The organism is Paraburkholderia azotifigens (genome assembly GCF_007995085.1).
Taxonomy (GTDB): Bacteria; Pseudomonadota; Gammaproteobacteria; order Burkholderiales; family Burkholderiaceae; genus Paraburkholderia; species Paraburkholderia azotifigens.
In genome coordinates, this window is the sequence record NZ_VOQS01000001.1 from 555,925 (window position 1) to 572,893 (window position 16,969).

Genomic DNA, 16,969 nt, shown 5'->3' on the forward strand with positions numbered 1-16,969 from the left:
CACCCACTCCAGTCACCCGTGGAGAAGCCATCGGCAGTGAACCGTCTGCGCCGCCCAGGTGGCAAACTGTGTGCAGGTTGTCGCACCGCATACGTTGGCGCTTCTACAACACCGATCCTGCTTTTCAGTCCGGAGTGGTGGATTTCCGTCGCGACAGCCTACACACAGTTTGCCACCTGGGCGGCGGTGGACGTTCCGGTAACGCGATTCGTGACGCGGGAGTGTGAAGTGGGTGAGGCGCGAGTTAGCACGCTGGCAACGCGCGCAAAATGTTGTGTCGCCGTGTGGAGTACGGGACCCGTCGGGGGCCCGCAGGCAACGACTAGCATTCGCGGTGTTAGCCCGCTTTCTTTGCTTAGGAATCTCTGCAAAAGTCCTGGCGTTGACGTGAGGTTGGACTATCCTGGGATCAGGAGAATTCATGGAGTGGCGTGATGACACAACTTGGTCTTGGTCTGGATCTGTCAACGAAGCGCACTCGCAAGCGCGAGTTTCTCGATGAGATGACGCGTGTGGTGCCGTGGCAGAAGCTGATTGCGCTTGTCGAACCGCACTATCCGAAAGGCAAGACTGGCCGCCCGCCTTTTCCGATCCAGACGATGCTTCGCATTCACTTCCTGCAACAATGGTTCAGTCTCTCGGACCCGGCGATGGAGGAGGCGCTGCACGACATACCGCTGTACCGGGAGTTCGCGCTGCTGGGCACGGGTATGACGCGCCTGCCTGACGAGAGCACGATCCTGCGATTCCGGCACCTGCTTGAGGCCCATGAGCTGTCGGCCAGAATGCTGGCGACGGTCAACGAGATCCTGCAGGCGAAGGGCCTGATGCTCAAGGTGGGCTCGGCGGTCGACGCAACGCTGATTTCGGCACCCAGTTCGACGAAGAAGGCTGGCACGCGAGACCCCGAGATGAGCCAGACGCAAAAGGGCGGCAGCTGGTACTTCGGTATGAAGGCGCACATCGGAGTCGATGTGGAGTCGGGGCTGGTGCATACCGTCAAGTGCACGCCGGCAAATGTTCACGACATCACGGTGGCGCATGAACTGTTGCACGGCGACGAGCAGGTTGCGTTTGCCGATGCGGGCTACGTGGGCATCGAGAAGCGAGGCGAAACGGGTGCCGTCCAGTGGCACGTGGCGATGAGGCCGAGCAAGCGAAGAAAGCTGGACAAAAGCAAGCGGCTGGACAGAATCTACGAGAAAGTCGAGCGGCTCAAGGCGGGCGTGCGGGCGAAGGTTGAGCACCCGTTTCGGGTGCTCAAATGTCAGTTCGGCTATCTGAAGGCGCGGTATCGGGGACTGGCGAAAAACACGGCGCAGATCGAAACGCAGTTCGCGCTGATCAATCTCTGGCTGGCTCGCGGGGTGCTCGGTAAAGCGAAATGAAGGGCGAAGACGCCCCCCAAAGGCGCAGCGTCCACGCGCAAGATGCGACCAGCATCGGTTCAACACAGCGTGAATGAGGACGCGAATTCCACTGCGCGCGTGCCAGTTAGAGATCCCAGGCAGAAAACGGGTTGTTCAGACCTTCCCTTACTTTCTTTGCGGCGGCAAAGAAAGTAAGTGCCGCCCCGCACAGGGGCAACGCCTGAAGCACGAAGGCAAATCGCGGATGCCGATACAAGACATAAACGGCGACTGCGTCGCAGACAGAAAAAACCAGAATGGCGACTGCGTCGCAGACAAAACAACAAAACCACAGCAGGACACCCGACGATGACGTCTGACCGACCAAGGCTTCCCCGGCATCGCCGGGTGCCGCTGCGGACCCCACTTGTCGCTCTCAGCCCAGAGCGACATGATTTGCCCGATCCGATGCGTGCCGCGCGCCGGATCAGGCGCCCCACCTGCGCTGCGTGATTACGCAGCCTTCTGATCCGCTGCCGGCGCCTGCGCGACTTCGAAATTCGCCATGATTTCCAGCGCGCGCACCATCGCCGAGTGATCCCATGCCTTGCCGCCGTTCGCAGCACACACGCTGAACAGCTGCTGCGCGCTCGCCGTATGCGGCAACGCAATGCCGAGCTTGCGCGCGCCGTCGAGTGCGAGATTCAGATCCTTCTGGTGCAGCTCGATCCGGAAACCCGGGTTGAACGTGCGCTTCGTCATGCGCTCGCCGTGCACTTCGAGAATCCGCGACGACGCGAAGCCGCCCATCAATGCCTTGCGCACGCGCTCCGGATCGGCGCCCGAACGCGCGGCGAACAGCAGCGCCTCGGCAACAGCCTCGATGTTCAGCGCCACGATGATCTGGTTCGCGACCTTGCACGTCTGGCCCGCACCGTTGTCGCCGATCAGCGAAATGTTCTTGCCCATCAGATCGAACAGCGGCTTCGCGAGATCGAAGGCCTTCTGCGGGCCGCCAACCATGATCGTCAGCGTCGCATCGCGCGCGCCGATCTCGCCGCCGGAAACAGGTGCGTCCAGATAGTCGCAGCCCAGCTCGTTGATCTTCTTCGCGAATGCCTGCGTGTCGAGCGGCGAGATCGAGCTCATGTCGATCACGAGCTTGCCCTTCGTCAGGCCCTTCGCCACGCCGTCATCCGCGAACAGCACGTTCGAGACATCGGGCGTGTCGGGAACCATAACCACGACGATGTCGGCCGCCTGCGCAACAGCTGTCGAATCGGCGACGACGGTCGTCGTCTTGGCGAGATCTTCGGGCACCGGGTATGCGCCGTTGACGAACAGCGCGTGGCCGCCCTTGATGAGGTTGCGCGCCATGTGCGCGCCCATGATGCCGAGGCCGATGAAACCGATCTTTGCCATTGAGTAAGTCTCCAGATAATGAGGTTCGAAAATGTGCTCGTTTGACGCGTGGCGCTCAGGCCGCAATATCAGGCCGCGATATCAGGCTGCGATATCACGCCGCGCTGTCAGGCCGACGCATGCGCGCGCTTTATGCCCGCGATGCTTTCCAGCCAGCCGAGGCCTTCCGTGGTCGTCGTGCGCGGCTTGTACTCGCAGCCGACGTAGCCCTGATAGCCGAGCGAATCGAGCAGATCGAACAGGAACGGATAGTTGATTTCGCCCGTGCCGGGTTCGTTGCGGCCCGGGTTGTCGGCGAGCTGGATGTGGGCGATCTGCGCGAAGTGCTTCTTGATCGTCGCAGCGAGTTCACCTTCCATCCGTTGCATGTGATAGATGTCGTACTGCAGGAACAGATTGTCGGAGCCGACGGCCTGAATCACGTCGAGTCCTTCCGCCGAACGGTTCAGCGCAAAGCCCGGAATATCGTACGAGTTGCACGGCTCGACGAGCAGCCGGATGCCTTCTTTCTTCAACGCGGCAGCGGCGAAGCGCAGGTTGTCGACGATCGTCGCACGCGCCTTGCCGGCGTCGACGTTCTTCGGAATGCCGACGAGGCAGTTCAGTTGCGGCACCTTCAGTGCTTTCGCGTATTCGATCGCGCGGCCGACGCCTTCCTGAAACTCGCTCACGCGATCCGGCAGCGACGCGATACCGCGTTCGCCCGCTTCCCAGTTGCCGGCGGGCAGGTTGTGCAGCACCAGCTTCAGCTTGTTCTGCTCGAGGCGCTCCGACAGTTCGGCGATCTGATACGGGTAGGGGAACAGAAATTCGACGGCATCGAAGCCTGCATCGGCGGCCGCGGCGAAGCGGTCGAGGAACGGGACTTCGTTGAACAGCATCGTGAGATTCGCGGCAAATTTCGGCATGTTGCTTTTTCTCTCTGGTCGGTCAAATTGAACGGCGTGGACTGCGTGAAGAAGATGGATGCGCTTCGTGCGAAGCGCATCCATCCGGGCGATGCAGATACGGCGCAGATCAGTCGAGCAGCGAGACGGCGCTCGGCGCATCGGCGCGCGTGATGGCAAGCTCTTCGAACTCGTTGATCGCGTCGATCTCTGCGCCCATCGAGATGTTCGTCACACGCTCGAGAATCACTTCCACGACCACGGGCACGTTGAATTCGGAGAGCATCGACTGCGCCTTCTTCAGTGCGGGCTCGATCTCTTCCGGCTTGAACACGCGGATCGCCTTGCAGCCGAGGCCTTCGGCAACGGCCACGTGATCGACGCCATAGCCTTCGACTTCCGGTGCGTTGATGTTGTCGAACGCGAGCTGCACGCAGAAGTCCATGTCGAACGCGCGCTGTGCCTGGCGGATCAGGCCCAGATACGAGTTGTTCACGACGACATGCACGTACGGCAGCTTGAACTGCGCGCCCACGGCCAGCTCTTCGATCATGAACTGGAAGTCGTAGTCGCCCGACAGCGCAACGATGGGGCGCTGCGGATCGGCGGCACGCACGCCCAGCGCAGCCGGAATCGTCCAGCCGAGCGGGCCCGCCTGGCCGCAGTTGATCCAGTTGCGCGCCTTGAACACATGGAGGAACTGCGCGGCGGCGATCTGCGACAGACCGATCGTGCTCACATAGCACGTATCGCGGCCGAACACCTTGTTCATCTCTTCGTACACGCGCTGCGGCTTGATCGGCACATTTTCGAAGTGCGTCTTGCGCTGCAGCGTGCGCTTGCGCGCCTGGCATTCCTCGACCCACGCGCCGCGGTCCTTCAGCTTGCCGGCCGCCTTCCATTCCTGCGCGACTTCAATGAACAGTTCGAGCGCCGCCTTCGCATCGGAGACGATGCCGAGGTCCGGGCCGAACACGCGGCCGATCTGCGTCGGTTCGATATCGACGTGCACGAACTTGCGGCCCTTCGTGTACACCTCGACGCTGCCCGTGTGACGGTTCGCCCAGCGGTTGCCGATGCCGAGCACGAAGTCGGAGGCGAGCATCGTCGCGTTGCCGTAACGGTGCGAGGTCTGGAGGCCGACCATGCCCGCCATCAGCGGATGATCGTCGGGAATCGCGCCCCATGACATCAGCGTCGGGATCACGGGCACGCCGACCGTTTCCGCGAACTGCACGAGCAGGTCTTCAGCCGCCGCGTTCAGCACGCCGCCGCCGGAGACGATCAGCGGCCTGGCCGAGTCGTTGAGCAGCGTCAGCGCGGCTTCGATCTGCTTGCGCGTCGCCTTCGGCTTGTAGACGGGCAGCGGTTCGTAGGTGTCGATGTCGAACTCGATTTCGGCGAGCTGCACGTCGATCGGCAGGTCGACCAGCACGGGACCGGGGCGGCCCGAGCGCATCAGATGGAAGGCCTGCTGGAACACGCGCGGCACGAGGGCCGGCTCGCGCACCGTGACGGCCCACTTGGTGACGGGCTTGGCGATCGATTCAATGTCGACGGCCTGGAAGTCTTCCTTGTACAGACGCGCGCGCGGCGCCTGGCCCGTGATGGCGAGAATCGGGATCGAATCGGCGGAGGCGGAGTAGAGGCCCGTGATCATGTCGGTGCCCGCGGGGCCCGACGTGCCGATGCACACGCCGATATTGCCCGGCTGGGCACGCGTATAGCCTTCGGCCATGTGCGATGCGCCTTCGACGTGGCGAGCCAGCACGTGACTGATGTTGCCTGCCTTGCGCATGGCCGAGTAGAACGGATTGATGGCGGCGCCCGGAACGCCGAAAGCCGTGTCGATGCCTTCTTTTTCGAGCACGAGCACCGCTGCGTCGACGGCTCTCATCTTGGCCATGAATGTCTCCTGGAAGTCTGTAAAGCGGATGGGTGTTGGACAGACTTTAAGACTGCATCTAAGGTTTGATAAGATCATTCACGGTCGCTTATTCCAAAACAAAAAGTATGGAATGCGGTTGGCGCACCGGGACGCGCGCCGCCTGGCAGACGTCCGTGGGACAAGAGAGGAGACGAAAATGGACCGCTTCAAACAGATCGAAACCTTCGTGCGCGTCGCCGATGCGGGCAGTCTAGCGGCGGCGGCGCTGGAAGAGGGCGTGTCGCCCGTGATTCTCGGACGCCGGATCGACGCGCTCGAAAAGCGTCTCGGCGTCAAGCTGATGTACCGCTCGACGCGGCGCCTCGTGGTCAGCGAAGAAGGCGCGGCGTTTCTCGAACGCTGCCGCGGGCTGCTCAGCGAATGGGATCAGGCGGAAAACGAGCTGATGGCGGGAAGGCGCACCGTGAACGGGCATCTGATCGTGTCGGCGCCCGCGGCGTTCGGGCGCAAGCACGTCGCGCCGCTCGCGCCGGAGTTCCTGAAGGACAAGCCCGAACTGCAGGTGTCGTTCAATCTGACCGACCGCGTCGTCGACCTGGTGCGCGAAGGCTACGACCTGTCGATCCGCATCGGCGGCGCGGTGGATCCGAACTTCGTCGCGGTGAAGCTCGCGACGAACCGGCGCGTCGTGTGCGGCACGCCGGAATACTTCCGCAAGCACGGCAAGCCGAAGACGCTCGAAGACCTGCCGAATCACAACTGTTTCGCGTTCAACCTGCAAGGCGGTCAGAACCGCGGCTGGTATTTCCGGCGTAACGGCAAGCTGACGACGGTGCGCGTGAGCGGCACGCTCGATTGCAACGACGGCGAACTGCTGCACCGCTGGGTGTCGGAAGGGCTCGGGCTCGGCTGGCGCTCGACGTGGGAAATCGATCAGCAGCTCGCGCGCGGCGAGCTTGAAACCGTTCTCGACGAATACGCGCTGCCCGATTACGACATCCTTGCCGTGTATCCGCAGCAGCGCTATGTGCCCGCGAAGGTGCGTTATTTCATCGATTACCTGAAAGAGGTGTATGCGCGCAAGGATTACTGGATCAACGCGTCGTGAGGATGGCTACCCCACCACGATCGTCCCGCTCATCGTCTCGTGCCCCGACCCGCAAAAAATATCGCACAGAAAATCGACGGTACCCGCCGACCCCGCCTGCGCCGGCACCCGCACCACGGCCCCGGGCGGCACGTCGGCGCGCACGTTGTACTGCGGAATCGCGAAACCCATGATCGTGTCCAGCGCCGTGAGTTCGAACACGACCTTCTCGTTCGGCGCGAGCTTGATCTGATTCGGCGTGAACACGAACCTGCGCGCCTGAACCTTGATCACGCGCGGCTCGGCGGCGCGCGCGTCGAAGCCGCCCGCCACCGTCAATACCGCGCCCATCGCGGCGAGTGCGAGAAGGCGTCGTCGTTTCGTATCGATTGCATCGGTTTGCATCGTGGTCTCCCCGTTATGAAGTCTTGATCGGCATTTCATTGAGCGCGAGCGCGCCCGACGGCCGCGCCACTTCCACCTGCCGCCACCCCAGCCCGCGATACGGCGCCGACGCATCCCACGGTACGGGCAGCTTCTTCTCCTGCGACATCGCTGCAGGCAACGGGAACATCAGCGAGCGCGCTGCGTGATGCGCGATGTTGCCCGTCACCATGTGATGCTCCTGATGGATATGCCCGTAGAACACGGTCACATTCTTGCGCCGGCTCAGCACGTCGATGACCTGCGCGCCGTCGCGCGTCGCCCAGTCCCACTGCGGCGCGAGATCGAAGAGCGGCCGGTGCGTGAACAGCACGATGCGCGCGTCCTGCGGCTGACGGTCGATATCGGCGGCGAGCCACGCGATCTGCTCCGCGCCGACGCGGCCGGCCGGATCGGACACGTTGTCGAGCGTGATGAAGTGCACGCCCTTGTGGTCGAACGTGTAATGCGTCTGGCCGAAATGCTCCTTGTACGCGGCGCCCGCATCGAGGCTCGCGTCGTGCTCGCCGGGCATCAGATACAGCGGCTTCACCTTCAGCTGAGCGATGATCTGCTGGAACTGGCGCATGCGTTCGTGACGCACGGCGGTGTCGTCCGTCGTGTGCGTCAGGTCGCCCGTGAAGATGACGAAATCGGGCGGCGAGGGCAGCGCATTCACAGCGGCGATCGCTTTCGGCAGCGTGCCTTTCGAATCGGGATTGACGCCGGGGCCCTCGAAGCCCCAATGCGAATCGGACAGCTGGACGAAATAGAAATCGTCGTCGCGTCCGTAGGTGAAGCCGGGCAACGCCGACGCGAACGCCGCGCCGCCGACTGCGGCAAGGCGCAGGAAATCGCGCCGCTTCAGACATTTAAGAGAGTTCTGCATGATGGTCCTCGCGAGTTGATGACTCGTCTGCGTTACCGCCCGACTGCGCTTCCTATTCCCGATTTATTTTTTTGCGGGAAGCGCGAAACCCGGGAATAAACTGGATCGGAGATGGGTTTTGCAGCCGTGAAGTCTGGGCAAGCCTGGAGGCGATCGGTGAATGAGACCGGAAATCATGCGGCGAGCGGCGAACGCGCGAGTGACGCGCGCGCCGAGGCGGCACGCAGTCTGCGCTTTCAGCAGATGGCGCTGCCGCATCTCGATGCCGCATACAACCTTGCGCGCTGGCTATGCGGCAACGGCCACGACGCCGACGACGTCGTGCAGGAAGCATTCATGCGCGCATACCGTTTCTTCGACACGTTCCACGGCGAGACCGCGCGGCCCTGGCTGCTCGCGATCGTGCGGCGCACGTGGTACACGGAATGGCGCAGGCGCTCGGGTGGTGTGAACGCGACAGTCGAGTTCGACGAGAACCTCGACGACGCATCGTTCGAAGGCTGGAGTTCGGGTTCGCCCGACCCCGAAGCGCTGCTGATCCGCGACGAAGACACGCGGCTCGTGCACGAGGCGCTCGAACAGCTGCCCGTCGAGTATCGCGAGGTGCTGATCCTGCGCGAACTGGAAGAGCTGAGCTACCGCGAGATCGCGACGATCGCGGATCTGCCCGTGGGCACCGTGATGTCGCGGCTCGCGCGCGGACGGCGCAAGCTCGCGACGGCGCTGACGTCGTTGCAAGCGAAGGGGAGCGCGCGGCCGACAGGCGGCGCGCGCGACGGAGGCGCTGCGCAGCGTGCGCCGGACGGGACAGGCGGTGTATCGGGGGCGCGGCCGGCGGTGCGTGCGTCGTCCCGGTCAGCCGGTTCGTCCCGCCCGGCGCACGACGGCAGCGCCGGGTCGCCGGCCGCTGCATCGCCGGGCGCGGCGACCGACACGACACGCAAAACCGAAAGCGGCTGGATGCCGCACGCTCCCGGCGCGTTGCCGGGCGGACTCGCACAGGAGGCGCCAGATGGACTGTAACGAAGCACGGCCGCTTCTCGATGCGAATGCGGACCATGAACTCACGCCGCCGCAATCGCGCGACGTGCAGCGGCATATCGAAAGCTGCGAATCTTGCCGGAGGGAGAGCGAGATGGTGCGGGCGATGAAGGGCGCGGTGCGCTCGGCCAACTACTACCGCGCGCCGGACGAACTGCGCGCGAGCATCCTGGCGGCGCTGCCGTCGACGGAACCGGCGATGCCCGAACGGGCGCTGCGTGAAAGCGAGCCTGAGCGCGATGGGCAGCGCAAGGGCTGGTTCGACTGGCTGCGGTTGCCTCAACTGCCGAAAGGCGGCGGTTTCGGGCCGCTGGCGGGCGAGGGCGCGGGCGGCCCGATGAGCGGCACGATGGGGGGCTGGCAGCAGAGCGCGGCGTGGCGAGGCGGTCTCGCGCTCGCATTCTGTGCACTGGTCGCAGCGGGTGTCGCGGTGTCGCTGCACCGCACGGGCGAGCCGCTGCCGCTCGTCGACGAACTGGTGGCGAGCCACGTACGGGCGCAGCTGTCGGGGCACGATATCGACGTGGTGTCGTCGGATCAGCATACGGTCAAGCCGTGGTTCAACGGCAAACTCGACTACGCGCCGCCCGTCGAGGATCTCGCGGCGAGCGGGTTTCCGCTGGCGGGCGGACGGCTCGACTATGTCGGGCATCGGCGGGTGGCTGTGCTGACGTACCGGCACGCAAAGCACGTGATCGACGTCTACGTGTTCCCCGAGGACGACCGCTCGGCGGGCAAGCCCGGCCCGGCGCTCGTGCGCGACGGCTATGCGGTGGCGCGCTGGCGCGACGACGGCATGATGTGGTGGGCCGTCACGGACGCCGCGCCCGAATCCCTGACGGCCTTGCAGACCGCGCTGACGGCGCGGCTGCATGGCGGCGAGCCGGGGGCGCCCTACTCGGGCAGTTGACGGCTCGGCCGGCAACCTTTAGGGGCGACCGGGCGCTTTTGAGCGCCTCGTCGCCCCTAAATCATTGAAAACACGCCCGAATCGCGTCTTCGTCAGCTGCTTTATATTGCAAACAGTGCCGATTCAGGTTATATTCTTCGGCTTCTCACTTGCCGCACCGGTTCCGACGCCCGGGTGGCTTTAATCCACAAGGAGTGATACATGCGTCATTACGAAATCGTCTTCATCGTGCACCCCGATCAAAGCGAGCAAGTGCCCGCGATGATCGAGCGTTACAAGTCCACGATCACGTCGCACGGTGGCCAGATCCACCGTATCGAAGACTGGGGCCGTCGCCAACTGGCCTACATGATCGAGAAACTCGCGAAGGCTCACTACGTCTGCATGAACATCGAATGCGACCAGACCACGCTCGACGAGCTGGAACACGCGTTCAAGTTCAACGACGCCGTTCTGCGTCACCTCATCGTCAAGATGAAGAAGGCCGAAACCGGCCCGTCGCCGATGATGAAGGAAGTGCAGCGCGAAGAAGCCAAGAAGGCAGCTGCATCGCAGTCCGCCGAAGCGCAGGCTTAAAGCAGAACCGTTAAGCCATCAGAGTGATCACGCGCCGCTAGTCGGGTAACCACGCGGACATCCGTAGAAGGAACCGATGAACCGGCTGCAACTCACGGCAAGCGTCGTAGAACGCGAACCGGTGCGGTACACCCCCGCCGGCGTTCCGATTGCAGGCTGTACGTTGCAACACCGCACGCAGGTCGTCGAAGCGGGCATTGCCCGAACCGTCGAACTGACATTGCAGGCGGTGGCGGCCGGCGAAGCGAGCGGCAGGCTGGAACGGGTTGAAATGGGCGTCGAAACGCTCTTCACCGGCTTCCTGGCAAAAAAAAGCCGCAACGCGAGAACTCTGGTGTTTCACATCACAGAATTGCAGGACATTGGAAAGGACTAATCATGCCCCGCCCGACTGGTAAGAAATTCGACAAGCGTCGTCAGCAACAAAACCCGCTCTTCAAGCGCAAGAAGTTCTGCCGCTTCACGGCTGCAGGCGTCGAACAGATCGACTACAAGGACATCGATACGCTGAAGGACTTCATCGGCGAAAACGGCAAGATCACGCCGGCACGTCTGACGGGTACCAAGGCCCACTATCAGCGCCAGCTCGACACGGCAATCAAGCGCGCACGTTTCCTCGCGCTGATGCCGTACACCGATCAGCACAAGGCCTAACCGTCGACGTCACAAGGAGCATCCGAATGCAAATCATTCTTCTCGAAAAAGTCGTGAACGTCGGCAACCTGGGCGACATCGTCAAGGTCAAGGACGGCTATGCACGTAACTTCCTGATCCCGAACAAGAAGGCACGCCGTGCCACGAAGGAAGCGATCGCTGAATTCGAAGTTCGCCGCGCAGAACTGGAAAAGGTCGCTGCTGAAAAGCTGGCGGCTGCTCAGGCTCAAGGCGAAAAGCTGGCAGGTCTGACGGTTCAGATCGGCCAGAAGGCTGGCGTCGACGGCCGTCTGTTCGGCTCGGTCACGAACGCGGACATCGCTGCAGCACTGGGCAAGCAAGGCTTCGAAGTGGAAAAGGCGCAAGTGCGTCTGCCGGAAGGCCCGCTGAAGATGGTCGGCGACCATCCGGTGCACGTTTCGCTGCACACGGACGTCACGGTTGACGTCACGGTGTCGGTGCTGGGCGAGCACGTCTAAGCATCGCGCTAAGACAAGAAGTCAGATCGCCAGGAATGTCTGGTGATGAAGGGCAGGGGCCGGGAAACCGGCCTCTGCCTTTTTTGTTCTCCGAAACCGGTATCCGCGAGCTGCGGCCGGTCGTTTTTCGGGGCGCTTTGCCTCTGTCTCACTTTGCCTGATAATTCCACCCCATGAACGCACCGTCGAAAGATCCTCAAATCGAGTCGCTGAAAGTCCCGCCCCATTCCATCGAGGCCGAGCAATCGGTGCTGGGCGGTCTGCTGCTCGACAACGGCGCATGGGACCGCATCGCTGACTTCCTCGCGCAAAGCGACTTCTACCGCTTCGACCATCGTGTCATCTTCGAGCATATCGGCAGGCTGATCGCGGCGACGCGTCCCGCCGACGTCGTGACCGTCTACGAAGCGCTGACCACCTCGGGCAAGGCCGACGATGTCGGCGGGCTCGCGTATCTGAACGCGCTCGCGCAGAACACGCCCAGCGCGGCCAACATCCGCCGTTACGCTGAAATCGTGCGCGACCGCGCGGTGCTGCGCCGGCTCGTGTCCGTGGCTGATGAAATTTCCGCCGACGCGTTCAATCCGCAAGGCAAGGAAGTCCGTCAGCTGCTCGACGAGGCGGAGTCGAAAGTGTTCTCGATCGCGGAAGACGGCGCGCGCGGCACGCAGGGCTTCCTCGAAATCGGGCCGCTGCTCACCCAGGTCGTCGAGCGCATCGACACGCTCTATCACACGGCCAACCCGAGCGACGTGACGGGCACGCCGACGGGCTTCGTCGATCTGGACCGCATGACGTCGGGAATGCACGGCGGCGAGCTGATCATCGTGGCAGGGCGTCCGTCGATGGGTAAGACGGCGTTTTCGATGAATGTCGGCGAATACGTGGCCGTCGAATATGGGCTGCCCGTCGCGGTGTTCTCGATGGAAATGCCTGGCACGCAACTGATCATGCGTATGCTCGGTTCCGTCGGCCGGCTGGACCAGCACCGCATGCGAACCGGGCGTCTGACCGACGAAGATTGGCCGAAGCTCACGCATGCAGTGCAGAAAATGAGCGAAGCGCAGATTTTCATCGATGAAACGGGCGGCCTGAACCCGATGGAACTGCGCTCGCGCGCGCGCCGTCTGTCGCGGCAGTGCGGCAAGCTCGGGCTCATCATCATCGACTATTTGCAGCTGATGAGCGGCTCCTCGTCGGGCGAAAACCGCGCGACGGAAATCTCGGAAATCTCGCGTTCGCTCAAGAGCCTGGCCAAGGAACTCGACGTGCCCGTGATCGCGCTGTCGCAGCTGAACCGCGGTCTGGAGCAGCGTCCGAACAAGCGTCCCGTGATGTCGGACTTGCGCGAATCGGGTGCAATCGAACAGGACGCGGACGTGATCCTGTTCATTTACCGCGACGAAGTCTATAACCCGGACAGCCCCGACAAGGGCACTGCCGAAATCATCATCGGCAAGCAGCGTAACGGCCCGATTGGCCCTGTTCGGCTCACGTTCCACGGCCAATTCACGAAATTCGACAACTTTGCGGGTCCGCAGAACTTCTACGGCGGTGAGTAGCACATCTGGACGCAAACGGGGAAACCCGGTTGCGCCCGCCGTTGCGCGCGCGCACAAAACTGGTTCCCGCCACGCACCCGGAATGGTCCGGAACGGTACAATGTTGCGGTTTTATGACAGCCATACCGTGACCATTTCCCGGGAACCCAATGTTCGGTCGATTCATGCCCACCGAGGGCAAATTCTTTGAAATCTTCAACGCGCACGCGCAGCACATCGTTGCCGGCAGTCGCGAACTCGAACTGTTGATCGATAACCTCGGCGACGCCGAGATTCACAAGCAAAACGTGCAAACGGCCGAAAAAGCCGCCGACAAACTGACGCACGAAACCATCGATCTGCTGCACAAGACCTTCATCACGCCGCTCGACCGCGACGAGATCCACAAGCTGATCACCACGATGGACGACATCCTCGACCTGATGGAGGACGTCGCCACGGCCATTTCGCTGTATGACGTGCAGGCCGTCACGTCGGAGGCGAGCCAGCTCGCGCACATTTCGACGGCTTGCTGCGAACGTGTGCAGGCAGCCGTCGGCATGTTGTCGGACATGAAGCAGGCGCGCGACATCCTGAAAGCGTGCGAAGACATCGACCGTCTGGAGTCGGATGCCGACCGCGTGCTGCGCTCGGCGATGTCGAAGCTTTTCCGCGAAGAGGACGACGTCAAGACGTTGATCAAGCTGAAGGCAATCTACGAACTGCTCGAGTCGATCACCGACAAGTGCGAGGACGTGGCGAACATCATCGAAGGCATCGTGCTGGAAAACGCGTAATGCATTCGATACAACTCGCCATCTGGGCGGTCGCGACGCTCGTCGTCGTCGCGCTCGTCTTCGACTTCATGAACGGTTTCCACGACGCGGCGAACTCGATCGCCACCGTCGTGTCGACGGGCGTGCTGAAGCCGCAACAGGCGGTTGCGTTCGCGGCCGCTTTCAACGTCATCGCGTACTTCATTTTTCACCTGAAGGTCGCGCAGACGGTCGGCAAGGGCACGATCGACCCCGGTATCGTCGATCACTACGTCGTGTTCGGCGCGCTGGTCGGCGCGATCGGCTGGAACATCGTCACGTGGTACTACGGCATTCCTTCCAGTTCGTCGCACGCGCTGATCGGCGGACTGGTGGGCTCCGCGCTCGCGAAATCGGGCTGGAGCGCGCTGAACTGGGATGGTCTGCTGAAGACGATCGCGTTCATTTTCGTGTCGCCGCTGCTGGGCTTCGTACTCGGCTCGTTCTTCATGCTGCTGGTGTCGTGGATCTATTTCCGCACGCCGCCCAGCAAGGTCGACCGGCGCTTCCGGCGGCTGCAACTGGTGTCGGCGGGGCTGTACAGCCTTGGCCACGGCGGCAACGACGCGCAAAAGACCATCGGCATCATCTGGATGCTGCTGATCGCGACGGGCTACGCTTCGTCCACGGCCGACGCGCCGCCGCTGTGGGTAATCGGCGCGTGCTATCTGTCGATGGGTCTCGGCACGCTGTTCGGCGGCTGGCGCATCGTGCGCACGATGGGGCAGAAGATCACGAAGCTCAAGCCCGTCGGCGGCTTCTGTGCGGAGGCGGGCGGCGCGATCACGCTGTTCGTCGCGTCGTTCCTCGGCATTCCCGTATCCACGACGCATACGATCACGGGTGCGATCGTCGGTGTGGGCGCGACGCAGAAGTTGTCGGCCGTACGCTGGGGTGTCGCGGGCAATATCGTCTGGGCGTGGGTGCTGACGATTCCCGCGTCCGCCGTGCTCGCGGCGGCCGGCTGGTGGCTGGGTCACCGCTTCCTGTAAGCCACCCAAAAAAAGCGCGCCGCGTTCAGATCAGCGGCGCGCTGCCTCCATCCATCGGGACGATCGCGCCCGTCACGTAGCTCGCGCGGCGGCTCGCCAGAAACAACGCGACGTCCGCAATCTCTTCCGGTTTCGCGAAACGTCCGAGCGGCACGCGTGCTTCGCCGCGCGCGAGCGCTTCGGCCGGCTCGACACCTTCGCGCGACGCTTCCAGCTTCAGCGCCTCGTCGACGCGCTCCGTCAGCGTCGCGCCCGGATTGATCGCGTTGATGCGGATACCATAACGCGCGTAGTAGTGCGCGAGGCCGACGGTCGCGAGCATCAGCGCGGCGTTGGCGGCGCCGCCCGCGATGTGAATGTCGCTCGCAATCTTGCCGCCCATGCCGATGATGTTGACGATCGTTCCCGGCTCTTTCGCGGCGCCCGATTTGACGCGCTCGGCCATACGCTTGAGCACTTCCTGCTGCGGATAGATATATGGGAAGTACTTGGCTTCCATGGTCGCCTTGAAGGCGGCCGCGTCGAGCGTTTCGGGATCGTAGCGACGCGCGGCGCCCGCGCTGTTGATGAGGATGTCGATTGGGCCGACGGCGCCTGTCGCTTCCTCGACGACATCGGCGGCGCTGTGCGGCTCGTGCAGATCCGCGCGCGTCAGATGGACATGCAAGCCTTCGCTCGACAGCTGCTCGCGGGCGCGCGCGAGATTGGCGGGATCGCGCGACACGATCGCGACTTTCGCGCCTTCCATCGCGAACGCGCGCGCGCACGCGAGTCCGATGCCCTTGCTGCCGCCTGTTATCAGAACCACTTTGTCTTTGAGACCAAGATCCATCGTCGTCACCCGCCATCAGGGAAGTGAAGGAAATATCGTCAAAAGATAGCAGAGGTGCGGGGTGTCGGGTGGCGAATCGGGCACGGCCTTCGAGGCGGACGCCTTCGATTCTTCGATTCTTCGCTCAGTCACTGGCGAAGCCCGCGATCGGGTCGTCGTTGGTCTGCGTCGGGGCAGGAACGGGGCGCGAGGCCGTCGATGCGCGCATGATCTGGACGCCGCCTTGGCCACTCGACCCACCGTACGATTGCGCCTGGCGGGCCTGACGCGCCGCCATGGCTGCGGGCGGCGGCGGCTCGTAGGCATCGGCGGCTGCGTCGATGGCATCGGGCGCCGGTGCGGCACTGTAGGCGCGTTGCGCAGGCGCATCCGCAGCAAGGGAATTCACCACGTTCGGCGACACGGCGCCCGCTGAGCGCGCCTGCATTTGCGCGGCGGTCATGCCGGGCGGCGGCGGTTCGAACGGGTCGGCGGATGCGGCGGCTGGCGCGGAGGATATGGCAGCCGCCGTACTGGCGACGGGCGCGGCCGGCATACGTGCATCGACGGTCGCCACAGCAGGCGCCGACGGCGCAGGCGCAGCGGCCTGATAGCCCGGCGCATCGAATGGCGTCGGCTTGTTCAGCGCGGGCGCCACCCGGCGAATGCCGTCGAAACGCTTCGCCCAATAGGGATTGGTCAGATAGTCGAGCCGCACCGTGCCGCCCGTCGACGGCGCATTGACGAAGCGCAGCTTGCCGACGTAGATGCCGACGTGCGAATGCGGCCGCCCGGTCGTGTTGAAAAAAATCAGGTCGCCCGGTGCGATTTCTTCGGGATCGACCGTCTCGCCGCGCGAACTCATGTCGGCCGTCGTGCGCGGCAGGTTCACCGAGGCCGCGCGCTGCACGACGTAGTGCACGAGTCCGCTGCAGTCGAAGCCGCTGTCGGGCGTGTTGCCGCCCCAGCGATACGGCACGCCGACGAGGCTCATCGCCTGAATCGAGATTTCTTCGCGGCCGATACTGTGATCGACGAAGCGGGGGAAGCCCGGCGGCGTGGTGCGATACGCGCCGCCCGAGGACGCATACGATCCGCCCGAACCGCGCGCGGTCTTCTGCGGCGCACCCGAGCAGGCGGCGAGCAGGGCGACGACCAACAGTGACAGCGCGAGGCGAAGCATGAAAGCACGACGAGCGCAGGCG

At 63.5% G+C, this 16,969-nt stretch carries 19 protein-coding genes; 11 read left to right on the forward strand and 8 right to left on the reverse strand.

Features of this window, described 5'->3' with window-relative positions; translation table 11 throughout:
- Positions 1-434: 434 nt before the first annotated feature.
- Positions 435-1,388, forward strand: coding sequence for an IS5 family transposase (locus tag FRZ40_RS02475; RefSeq protein WP_147233177.1), 954 nt, complete (start codon positions 435-437; stop codon positions 1,386-1,388).
- 106 nt (positions 1,389-1,494) lie between these two features.
- On the opposite strand, the gene FRZ40_RS02480 is transcribed toward FRZ40_RS02475, so the two are convergent.
- The 4 genes from FRZ40_RS02480 to gcl form a co-directional block, all read right to left on the reverse strand.
- Positions 1,495-1,776 (reverse strand): hypothetical protein, encoded by a 282-nt coding sequence (locus FRZ40_RS02480; RefSeq protein WP_147233178.1) that lies wholly within the window; start codon positions 1,774-1,776, stop codon positions 1,495-1,497.
- A gap of 86 nt (positions 1,777-1,862) precedes the next feature.
- Positions 1,863-2,771: a 2-hydroxy-3-oxopropionate reductase gene (locus FRZ40_RS02485; protein ID WP_147233179.1), complete on the reverse strand. Its 909-nt coding sequence runs from the start codon at positions 2,769-2,771 to the stop codon at positions 1,863-1,865.
- A gap of 107 nt (positions 2,772-2,878) precedes the next feature.
- Positions 2,879-3,679 carry a 2-oxo-tetronate isomerase gene (otnI, locus tag FRZ40_RS02490; protein WP_147233180.1) on the reverse strand — a complete coding sequence of 267 codons (801 nt, stop codon included), beginning with the start codon at positions 3,677-3,679 and terminating at the stop codon, positions 2,879-2,881.
- A 109-nt stretch (positions 3,680-3,788) separates the two neighbouring features.
- On the reverse strand, positions 3,789-5,564 hold the full coding sequence (gcl, locus tag FRZ40_RS02495; RefSeq protein WP_028365154.1) for a glyoxylate carboligase: 1,776 nt from the start codon (positions 5,562-5,564) through the stop codon (positions 3,789-3,791).
- 178 nt (positions 5,565-5,742) lie between these two features.
- On the opposite strand from gcl, the gene FRZ40_RS02500 reads away from it, so the two are divergent.
- Positions 5,743-6,654 (forward strand): LysR family transcriptional regulator, encoded by a 912-nt coding sequence (locus tag FRZ40_RS02500; protein WP_028365153.1) that lies wholly within the window; start codon positions 5,743-5,745, stop codon positions 6,652-6,654.
- A gap of 6 nt (positions 6,655-6,660) precedes the next feature.
- Here the strand turns inward: FRZ40_RS02500 and FRZ40_RS02505 are convergent, their stop codons facing one another.
- Both FRZ40_RS02505 and FRZ40_RS02510 read right to left on the reverse strand, forming a co-directional pair.
- The gene (locus FRZ40_RS02505; protein WP_231516033.1) at positions 6,661-6,984 is read right to left on the reverse strand and encodes a cupredoxin domain-containing protein; all 324 of its coding nucleotides are present in this window, start codon (positions 6,982-6,984) and stop codon (positions 6,661-6,663) included.
- Between the two features lie 67 nt (positions 6,985-7,051).
- Positions 7,052-7,945, reverse strand: a complete 894-nt coding sequence (locus tag FRZ40_RS02510) for a metallophosphoesterase family protein (RefSeq protein ID WP_028365151.1) — start codon at positions 7,943-7,945, stop codon at positions 7,052-7,054.
- 156 nt (positions 7,946-8,101) lie between these two features.
- On the opposite strand from FRZ40_RS02510, the gene FRZ40_RS02515 reads away from it, so the two are divergent.
- The 9 genes from FRZ40_RS02515 (at position 8,102) to FRZ40_RS02555 (ending at position 14,953) form a co-directional block, all read left to right on the forward strand.
- Complete coding sequence (locus tag FRZ40_RS02515; RefSeq protein ID WP_028365150.1) at positions 8,102-8,968, forward strand: RNA polymerase sigma factor; 867 nt, start codon at positions 8,102-8,104, stop codon at positions 8,966-8,968.
- A complete protein-coding gene (locus tag FRZ40_RS02520) occupies positions 8,958-9,896 on the forward strand; it encodes an anti-sigma factor family protein (protein WP_147233184.1) in 939 nt (312 codons plus the stop codon). The genes FRZ40_RS02515 and FRZ40_RS02520 overlap by 11 nt, the downstream gene beginning before the upstream one ends.
- Before the next feature lie 201 nt (positions 9,897-10,097).
- Positions 10,098-10,472 (forward strand): 30S ribosomal protein S6, encoded by a 375-nt coding sequence (gene rpsF / locus FRZ40_RS02525; RefSeq protein WP_028365148.1) that lies wholly within the window; start codon positions 10,098-10,100, stop codon positions 10,470-10,472.
- A gap of 76 nt (positions 10,473-10,548) precedes the next feature.
- On the forward strand, positions 10,549-10,848 hold the full coding sequence (priB, locus tag FRZ40_RS02530; RefSeq protein WP_028365147.1) for a primosomal replication protein N: 300 nt from the start codon (positions 10,549-10,551) through the stop codon (positions 10,846-10,848).
- Positions 10,849-10,850: 2 nt separating this feature from the next.
- Positions 10,851-11,126 carry a 30S ribosomal protein S18 gene (rpsR, locus tag FRZ40_RS02535; RefSeq protein WP_012400321.1) on the forward strand — a complete coding sequence of 92 codons (276 nt, stop codon included), beginning with the start codon at positions 10,851-10,853 and terminating at the stop codon, positions 11,124-11,126.
- A 26-nt stretch (positions 11,127-11,152) separates the two neighbouring features.
- Entirely contained in the window at positions 11,153-11,605 is a 453-nt protein-coding gene (gene rplI, locus FRZ40_RS02540; protein ID WP_028365146.1) for a 50S ribosomal protein L9, read from the forward strand.
- 173 nt (positions 11,606-11,778) lie between these two features.
- On the forward strand, positions 11,779-13,167 hold the full coding sequence (locus tag FRZ40_RS02545; protein WP_028365145.1) for a replicative DNA helicase: 1,389 nt from the start codon (positions 11,779-11,781) through the stop codon (positions 13,165-13,167).
- A gap of 149 nt (positions 13,168-13,316) precedes the next feature.
- Positions 13,317-13,943: a DUF47 domain-containing protein gene (locus FRZ40_RS02550; RefSeq protein ID WP_028365144.1), complete on the forward strand. Its 627-nt coding sequence runs from the start codon at positions 13,317-13,319 to the stop codon at positions 13,941-13,943.
- Positions 13,943-14,953, forward strand: coding sequence for an inorganic phosphate transporter (locus tag FRZ40_RS02555; RefSeq protein WP_147233186.1), 1,011 nt, complete (start codon positions 13,943-13,945; stop codon positions 14,951-14,953). Before FRZ40_RS02550 ends, FRZ40_RS02555 begins: the two co-directional genes overlap by 1 nt.
- Positions 14,954-14,978: 25 nt before the next feature.
- On the opposite strand, the gene FRZ40_RS02560 is transcribed toward FRZ40_RS02555, so the two are convergent.
- Positions 14,979-15,785, reverse strand: a complete 807-nt coding sequence (locus FRZ40_RS02560) for an SDR family NAD(P)-dependent oxidoreductase (RefSeq protein ID WP_028365142.1) — start codon at positions 15,783-15,785, stop codon at positions 14,979-14,981.
- A gap of 124 nt (positions 15,786-15,909) precedes the next feature.
- Entirely contained in the window at positions 15,910-16,947 is a 1,038-nt protein-coding gene (locus FRZ40_RS02565; RefSeq protein WP_147233188.1) for a C40 family peptidase, read from the reverse strand.
- Positions 16,948-16,969: the final 22 nt, after the last annotated feature.